This window comes from Kitasatospora sp. MY 5-36, assembly GCF_001182915.1.
Lineage (GTDB): Bacteria > Actinomycetota > Actinomycetes > Streptomycetales > Streptomycetaceae > Kitasatospora.
The window spans coordinates 1-7,160 of sequence record NZ_LFVW01000587.1 but is presented as its reverse complement, the minus strand read 5'-3'; the positions used below and the strand labels follow the sequence as shown (position 1 = coordinate 7,160).

Genomic DNA, 7,160 nt, shown 5'->3' with positions numbered 1-7,160 from the left:
CCAGGGCGGCGGTGGCCGGCAGCGTCCGGCGGGACGCCAGGGCCAGCGGCAGCGAGGCCACCGCGCCGGCCGCGGCGAGCGCGGCGACGGCCCGGGAGCGGGTCTCGAACCCGCGCATGAAGCCCCGGTGGTCCACGTAGAGCGGCACCCGCAGGCGCGCCCGGCGGAACAGCTTGCGGACCAGCCCGGACAGCTGCTCCTCGTCGTTGTGCCGCCCGACCACCGCGGAGCTGAGCTCGATCCGGTGGGTGGCCGACAGCCGTACGCCGAAGTCGATCTCCTCGGTCTGGCGCAGGGCCGGGTTGAGCCCGCCGGAGTCCAGGAACAGCGACCGGCGGATGGCCGCCAGGGCCGAGAACCAGGGGGTGACGGTGCCCTCGGAGCTGATCCGCCAGTAGTACGACTGGAGGATCCGGTAGTCCCCGACCCGGGTGGTCGGCAGCAGCGGCTCCTTGGCGGTGATGCCGCACACCGACCCGGTCTCCGGGTCGGCGGCGAGGCGCTCCACCGCGGCGGCGACCGAGGTCGGGGAGAGGCCGACGTCGGCGTCCAGGAAGAACACGATCTCGCCGCGGGCCTCCCGGGCACCGCGGTTGCGGGTCTCGGCGGGCCCCGCGTTGCGCTCCTGGCGGACCAGTCGGCACGGGTACTTCTCCGCCACCAGGGCGGAGTCGTCGGTGCTGGCGTCGTCGACCACGACGATCTCGAGGTTGGGGTAGGTCTGGGCGGTCACCGCGTCCAGGCAGGCGGGCAGTGTGCGGGCGTCGTTGTAGAGCGGGATGACCACCGACACCAGGGGAAGGGTCATGTCTGTCCTGTTCAGGCCGCGGGGATCTCGGGCAGGTCCGGGTCATCGTCGGACGGGTTGACCCGCGCCTCGCTGATGATCTTCCGGTCGTCACTGGTCAGGCAGCGGCCGGTGGCCAGGTCGAACTCCCAGTCGTGCAGGCGGCAGGTGAGGATGCCGTCCCGGTGGGAGCCGAACCGGACCAGGTCCGCCTTGAGGTGGGGGCAGAGCCGCTGGACGACGTGGTCGCCGGCCCGGGCGCGCTCCTCGGTCTGGCTCAACTCCGCGTAGTAGCCCTCGACATAGGCCATCCGCTCGGTCGAGAGAGAGGCGAAGAAGGTGGTCACGAACTCGTTGAAAGGTCCCTTGCGGGCGGCCTTGAAGCGGCAGGACAGGAACAGCTCGTTCGCCCAGTCGGGGCAGCGCTCGGCGACCATCCGCTCCACCAGCGGCCGGGGCAGCTCGAAGCGGTAGCGGCACTCCTCGCCCGCCCAGCGGGCCACCCGGCGGTCCAGGAAGTCGAACAGGATCTGCTCGGTGGGTGCGGCCCCGGCTCCGGTCCCGGCTCCGGTCCCGCCGTCGGCTCCCTCCTCGGCTCCGGTCGCGTCCGGGGTGTCCACCACCTCGACCAGGACCCGGCCGTTGATGCCCTCGCAGGTGCGGTCGGCGTACTGCAGCAGCGGCTCCACCCACTCCCGCAGGCCGGTCAGCAGGTCGGTGCGGGTGGTCGGCCAGCCGGCCTTCTCCGCGCGGATCCGGTCGGCCCGGCGGGCCTGGTACTCGCGCAGGTAGCCGGTGCGGTCGTCGCGGATCCGGGCGACCGTCCGCTCGTCGACCTGCTCCAGCCGGCAGCTGCGGTCCGGGCCCAACTCGGCCACGGTGCCCGGCAGGAGGAGGTGGGTGTTGGTCACCCCGCGCTCGCGGAGGAAGTCGAGGAAGACCCACTGGTCGGGGAAGATGTTGGCGTCGTCGCCGTCCAGGTCGTTGAGGTGGAAGAGCTCGTCGTCCAGGAAGCAGGGCGGCCCGGCGAACGGGAAGACGTGCTCGGCGCCGTACTGCTCGACGTAGTTCAGGGCGCGGGCCATGCCGTTGCGGCGCTTGCGGCGGCCGACGGTCTGCTTCATCCGGGCGGGGAAGTCGTACACCATCGGGTACCAGATCGCCCCGGAGTACTGGAGGAAGTGCCCGGCGAGCGGCCCGAAGGACCTGATCCGGGGCTCGTCGACCGGGCGGGCGTCGTTCTGGTTGAGGATCCGGGTGCCGTTGTCGTCGATGAGGATCGCGGAGTCGCCGATCGGGCCGTCGGTCGGCGAGGTGAGCGCGTTGACCATCACCTGGACGCCGCCGTCCAGTTGCGTCGGTTCGAGGTCCCGGGTCTGGACGAAGTGGCGGAAGCCGAGGTCCTCCAGGGACGTCCGCAGGTCGCGGACCGGGTAGTCCGGCAGCAGGACGACGGTGTCCTTGGACATCCGGGTCCGCAGCCACTCGGCGTCGAAGTGGTCGTGGTGGAGGTGGGAGACGTACAGGTACTCCGCGGTGTGCAGTTGGGCGGTGTCCATCGCCTCGTTGTCGGGGAACGGGAACCACGAGGCGAAGAACGCCGGATTGAACCAGGGGTCGCAGAGGATGCGCCCGGCACTGGTCTCCACGAGCAGGCCGGCGTGGCCGACGGATGTGATGCGCATGAGTCTCCAATGGCGGTCGAGCGACTTCAGGAGGAGGCGGCCGGGGAGAGGCAACGGCCGTGGGGGGAGCCACCGTTGGGGGAGCGGCCGCGGTGCCGTCCGGGCGGGCGTCAGTGGCCGTCCGTGGGCCCTGTCGGCGGTCGTGAGCGGCCGTGAGTGGTCGTCAGCGGCCGTTGGTGGCCGTCAGTGGGCGTCGCGCCGCGGGCCGGCGGGCCGGTCGAGCACGTTGAAGTCCGTGACGGCGAACCGGGCGAGCGCTGTCGGGCCGGCGACGGCCCGGTGGGCGATCGCGATGGCGCGGCCGACGGCGTCGGTCAGGTCGCAGCCGGCGAGGTAGAAGGTCAACCGGACACCCCGGGGGGTGATGTGGACGTGGAGGTGCTCGACGCCGTCGCGGGCGGACGTGACGCTGTCCAGGGCCGAGAGCACGGCCCCGACGGTCGGCCGGGCGCCCGCCGACCCGCCTGTCGCGGCGGTCAGCAGCACGCCGACGAGGTGCACCGGAAGTCCTGGGAGCTCTGGGGGGGGAACCGGCCGGTCAGCCCCAGGAGAAGCCGCTGCCCACCGCGGCCGGGAAGGCCTGCGGGAGCGGGCGGAAGGGAAGCGGGGCGACCAGCGCGGTGGCGAGCCCGGTCGTCGTCGTCCGGCGTACGGGGCCGCGGGAACGCGCGGAGGTGAACATGGGGAAGTCCTCCGAATCCTGGGGGGTTTCGGGCCGCTCTCGTTCGTCCGCGGCCTCGGTGGTCCCAAGATTCGCACGGGCCCCGGTGCGCTCACACGGGTTCAGGGTGACACCAAACGCGTGGCAGCTTCGGGCCAGGAAGGGGACGTCGCCCCGACCCCGGATGAGCTGCGGGGCGACCGACTTGGCAGGTTTCGGTCAGGCGGAAGGTGTCAGCCCGCCGCCGCTCCGCGTTCCGCGATGTGGACAGCCGGCGGCCGCCCCAGGGAGGGAATACATGCAGGTCCCTCGCGTGGACGGCTCGGTCTCGCGAGGGACCTGAGGGTGGGTCCGGGGCCGGAGCAGGCCGGTGCCACGACTGGGGTAGCGTTCCTTTGCCTACCCTTGACCCGGAAGACCTGATGATCGAAGCAAGCTACTCGGCCGTCCCCGCCCTCCTGCTCGTGTTCGCCCTCCTCGGGTCGGCGCTCGCCCTCGGAACCGCCCGGTGGGCCCGCCGGAGAGGCATGGCGGTCCCGACGGCGGTGCTGTGGGGACTGAGCCTGGCGGGCGAGCTGGCGGTGACGCTGACACCGACGGCCACCGGGTACTCGGGGCCGCCGAGTTGCACGATCGGGCCCGGCATGTGGGCCGACGCGACGGCGCAGCAGGGGCTGATGAACATCGCGCTCTACCTGCCACTGGCGTTCTTCGGCGTGCTGCTCTTCCGACGGCCGGTCACCGTGCTCGCGGGCTGCGCGGTGCTGTCCGCCGTCACCGAGGTCGTCCAGACCCTGCTCGGGACCGGACGCGCCTGCGACGCTGCGGACTTCGTCGACAACGCGGCCGGCGCGCTGCTGGGGACGCTGCTCGCCGTCGGCTGGCTGCTGGTCCGGCGGCGCGGGCTGCCCCGGCTGCGCCGCGACCTCGTCCACGGGCTGGTGCTGGGCGCCGTCGGGCTGGCGGGGGCGGGGCTGGTGGTCCACGTCGGGATCCGCACGTACCGGGACTCACCGGGCCTCTTCGCTCCGCCGTCCGACGACATCGCGACGGCGCAGCGGGTGGCGGAGGGCGTGTTCGGCCCGCGCACGCTGGTGGACACCACCACGACCACCGCCGACCCCGGGCTCACCCAGCAGATCATGGACGTCAGCACCGACCGCGGCGACCTCCGGATCGAGCAGCCCAGCGGCCGCCTGCTCGCCGTCGCCGCCGCCACGCCCTCCGCCGACGCGGCCGGCTCACCCGCCCTCACCCCGGAGCAGGTCGTCGCCGCCGGCCGGGCCTTCGCCGACACCTGGTTCGCCGACCGGATCGCCGGCCTGACCCCGACCGTCACCCCCGCCGGCCCGAACGGCGCTGCCCGCACGCTTGGTTACCGCCGCGAGGGTACGGCCGCGGGGCAGCCGGCGGTGCGCCTCGACCTGACCGTGGGTGCCGACGGCCGCATCCTGACAGCTTCCTCGTAGTCCCTGGTCCTCGAACTCCCGTGGTCCGTCCCGGGGTTCAGGCGGGGCTGGGCAGGTACGCCAGGCCGTGCGCGCCCGCCTCGCCGAGCCGGGGGACCTCCAGTCGGGCCACCTGCTCCAGCGACTCCAGGTCGATGACGTCGACGGTGGAGGAGACGGCGCAGGAGACGTAGGCGAGGCGGCCGTCGGGGGAGGAGGTGACGGTGAGTGGGAAGAGGCCCACCTCGACCGAGCCGAGCCGCTGGTGGCCGTCGGCGGCGAAGACCGTGAGACGGCCGGGGAGTTGGCGCCCCAGGGGCGAGCCGGCCTCGGGGACGCTGCGCACCTCGCCGGCCAGCAGCCTGCCGGTCGGGGTGAGGTGGACCGGCAGGGCCGGGGAGTCCGTCGGGAGGACGTCCGTGACGGACGCGGTCGCGACGTCGATGACGCGGATGCCGGGGGTCGGGGCGGGCGTGGCGGTGGCCGAGAAGTACGGGCCGGCGACGTAGACCCGGGCGCCGTCGGGGGAGACGGCCAGGCCCTCGCTGCCGGGGACCTCGACCTTGGCGGTCAGCACGCCCCGGTCGAGGTCGACGACCGAGACGAAGGGTGCCTCCTTGTTGGTGGCGAAGCCGGTCCGGCCGTCCGGGGTGATGGCGAACCAGTGCGGACCGGGCGCCTCGGTGTCGATCCGGCCGAGCGGGCGGCGGGTCCCGGTGTCGATGACCACGACGCCGCCGGGCCGGTCCGGGCCGCCCTCCACGCTGACGTACAGCCGGCCGCGGGCGGTGTCCAGGGCCAGCCCGTGCGGGCCGTGTTCGGGGGCGAGGTCGACCACGTCGACGACCCGCCGGGTGTCGGCGTCGATGACGGTCACCTCGGTGCGGCGGCCGCTGTTGGCGCCGTAGTAGCCCGAGCGGTAGGCGCTGGTGCACCAGAGCAGCCGCCGGTTCGGGTCGAAGCAGAGCTCGTGCGGTTCGGCGAGGACCCGGACGGTGTCGAGGTGCCGGTCGGTGGCGGCGTCGAAGAACAGGACGTTCGAGCCGCTCTGGCTGACGACGGCGAGGACGTCGCCGGTGCGGTCGGTGCGGTGGGTGCGGGAGGGCTGCGACATGAGGACTCCTCGGGGAGGGCTTCGCGGTCTCGCGGTTTCGCGGTTTCGCGGTCGTCTCCACTGTCGTCGGCAGCCGCGGCGGGAGCCATGCAAGGATCGGCATCGGATAGTTGCCCGGAATGCAAAGACCCAGGTCAGGAGCGGACGGCCAATGGATCTCAACCTGCTGCGGGCGCTGGACGCCCTGCTCCAGGAGAACAGCGTGACCCGCGCCGCCGAGCGGCTCGGCACCTCACCGGCGGCCGTCAGCCGGATGCTGGCCCGGCTGCGCCGCGCCGTCGAGGACCCGCTGCTGGTGCGCGCCGGGCAGGGCCTCGTCCCGACCCCGCGGGCGCTCGAACTGCGGGAGGAGGTCGGCGCGTTGCTGCGCGGCTGCGACAGCGTGCTGCGCCCCGGCGCCGGCTTCGACCCCGTCCACCTCGACCGCACCTTCACGCTGCAGGCCGGTGAACTGATGCTGGTACGGACGGCGGGCGCCCTCGTCGAGCGGGTCCGGGCGGAGGCCCCGCGGGTGGACGTGGTCTTCCTGCCGGAGGCGCTGGAGGACGGGCCGGCGCTGCGGCAGGGGCTGGTGGACGTCGAACTGGGCGTGCTCGGCCACCTGGACACGGAGGTCCGCACCCGGCAGCTCCTCCGCGTTCCCCTGGTCGGCCTCGCCCGGGCGGGCCATCCGCTGTTCGACGGCCGCCGGATCACCGCCCGCCGGTTCGCCGCCGCCGACCACATCGGCGTCTCCCGGCGCGGCAAACGGCTCGGCCCGATCGACGCCGGGCTCGCCGAACTCGGGCTCCGGCGCCGGGTGGCGGTGGTCGTGCCCAGTCACACCGGCGCGATGCTGCTCGCCCGGGACAGCGACCTGGTCACCCTCGTCCCCGAGGACTGGCTGCCGGACACCGTCGCCGCGCTGGGCCTGCGCACCTTCCCGATCCCGCTGGAACTCGCCCCGCTGGAGCTGGGGATGGCCTGGCACCCGCGCAACTCGGCCGATCCGGGGCACCGCTGGTTCCGCGAGCACGTGGCGGCCGCGGTGCTGGGGCGGGAGTAGCCCCCTGCGGGGGTGCGCCCCGGCTCGGTCCGCGGTGTGTTGTCGGGATACCCTGCCGGGGTACATGGCGGCGGCTGGGGACAGGAGGCGGAGGATGGTGCGGTCACGGCCGTTCGGTCCGCCGGTGCCGTGGGCGCCGCGCCTGCTGCTGCTCGCCGCGCTGCTGTTCGGCATCGTGACGATGCACACGCTCGGCCATCCGGGCGGCGGGCACGGTGGTTCCGGCGGGTACGGCGGACACGGTGGTTCCGGCGGGCACGAGGGAGCGGGGACGCACGCCTCGGCCGTGCACCCGGCGCACCCCGCGGCCGCCGTCCACCACGGCCCGGCCGCCGCGCCCATGGAGGCCGCCTCCGCCGTCGACCCCGCCATCTCGGCCGCCTCCGCCGTCGACCCGACCATCGCCGGCGGCATGGACCC

At 73.9% G+C, this 7,160-nt stretch carries 7 protein-coding genes and 1 pseudogene; 3 read left to right on the top strand and 5 right to left on the bottom strand.

Annotated features, from left to right (window positions below):
• The 4 genes from AE652_RS30885 to AE652_RS46735 all read right to left on the bottom strand — a co-directional run.
• A partial coding sequence (locus tag AE652_RS30885) for a glycosyltransferase family A protein (protein WP_049657484.1) occupies positions 1–808 on the bottom strand: 808 nt, incomplete at its 3' end.
• 11 nt (positions 809–819) lie between these two features.
• Positions 820–2,472 carry a Rieske 2Fe-2S domain-containing protein gene (locus AE652_RS30880; protein ID WP_049657480.1) on the bottom strand — a complete coding sequence of 551 codons (1,653 nt, stop codon included), beginning with the start codon at positions 2,470–2,472 and terminating at the stop codon, positions 820–822.
• Positions 2,473–2,655: 183 nt separating this feature from the next.
• On the bottom strand, positions 2,656–2,973 hold the full coding sequence (locus AE652_RS30875) for a hypothetical protein (protein WP_049657477.1): 318 nt from the start codon (positions 2,971–2,973) through the stop codon (positions 2,656–2,658).
• Between the two features lie 37 nt (positions 2,974–3,010).
• The gene (locus tag AE652_RS46735) at positions 3,011–3,154 is read right to left on the bottom strand and encodes a hypothetical protein (RefSeq protein WP_159028593.1); all 144 of its coding nucleotides are present in this window, start codon (positions 3,152–3,154) and stop codon (positions 3,011–3,013) included.
• Positions 3,155–3,555: 401 nt separating this feature from the next.
• On the opposite strand from AE652_RS46735, the gene AE652_RS49085 reads away from it, so the two are divergent.
• Positions 3,556–4,602 carry a VanZ family protein gene (locus AE652_RS49085; protein WP_049657475.1) on the top strand — a complete coding sequence of 349 codons (1,047 nt, stop codon included), beginning with the start codon at positions 3,556–3,558 and terminating at the stop codon, positions 4,600–4,602.
• Between the two features lie 37 nt (positions 4,603–4,639).
• Here the strand turns inward: AE652_RS49085 and AE652_RS30865 are convergent, their stop codons facing one another.
• On the bottom strand, positions 4,640–5,695 hold the full coding sequence (locus AE652_RS30865) for a YncE family protein (protein ID WP_049657473.1): 1,056 nt from the start codon (positions 5,693–5,695) through the stop codon (positions 4,640–4,642).
• A 151-nt stretch (positions 5,696–5,846) separates the two neighbouring features.
• On the opposite strand from AE652_RS30865, the gene AE652_RS30860 reads away from it, so the two are divergent.
• Entirely contained in the window at positions 5,847–6,740 is an 894-nt protein-coding gene (locus tag AE652_RS30860) for a LysR family transcriptional regulator (RefSeq protein WP_049657470.1), read from the top strand.
• A 94-nt stretch (positions 6,741–6,834) separates the two neighbouring features.
• A pseudogene (locus AE652_RS47530) lies at positions 6,835–7,160 on the top strand (hypothetical protein); the annotation flags it as partial.

Excerpts from the sequence above, each read along its gene's own strand:
- AE652_RS30880 (WP_049657480.1), bottom strand. The coding sequence starts at position 2,472 with ATGCGCATCACATCCGTCGGCCACGCCGGCCTGCTCGTGGAGACCAGT.
- AE652_RS46735 (WP_159028593.1), bottom strand. The coding sequence starts at position 3,154 with ATGTTCACCTCCGCGCGTTCCCGCGGCCCCGTACGCCGGACGACGACG.
- AE652_RS49085 (WP_049657475.1), top strand. The coding sequence starts at position 3,556 with ATGATCGAAGCAAGCTACTCGGCCGTCCCCGCCCTCCTGCTCGTGTTC.
- AE652_RS30865 (WP_049657473.1), bottom strand. The coding sequence starts at position 5,695 with ATGTCGCAGCCCTCCCGCACCCACCGCACCGACCGCACCGGCGACGTC.
- AE652_RS30860 (WP_049657470.1), top strand. The coding sequence starts at position 5,847 with ATGGATCTCAACCTGCTGCGGGCGCTGGACGCCCTGCTCCAGGAGAAC.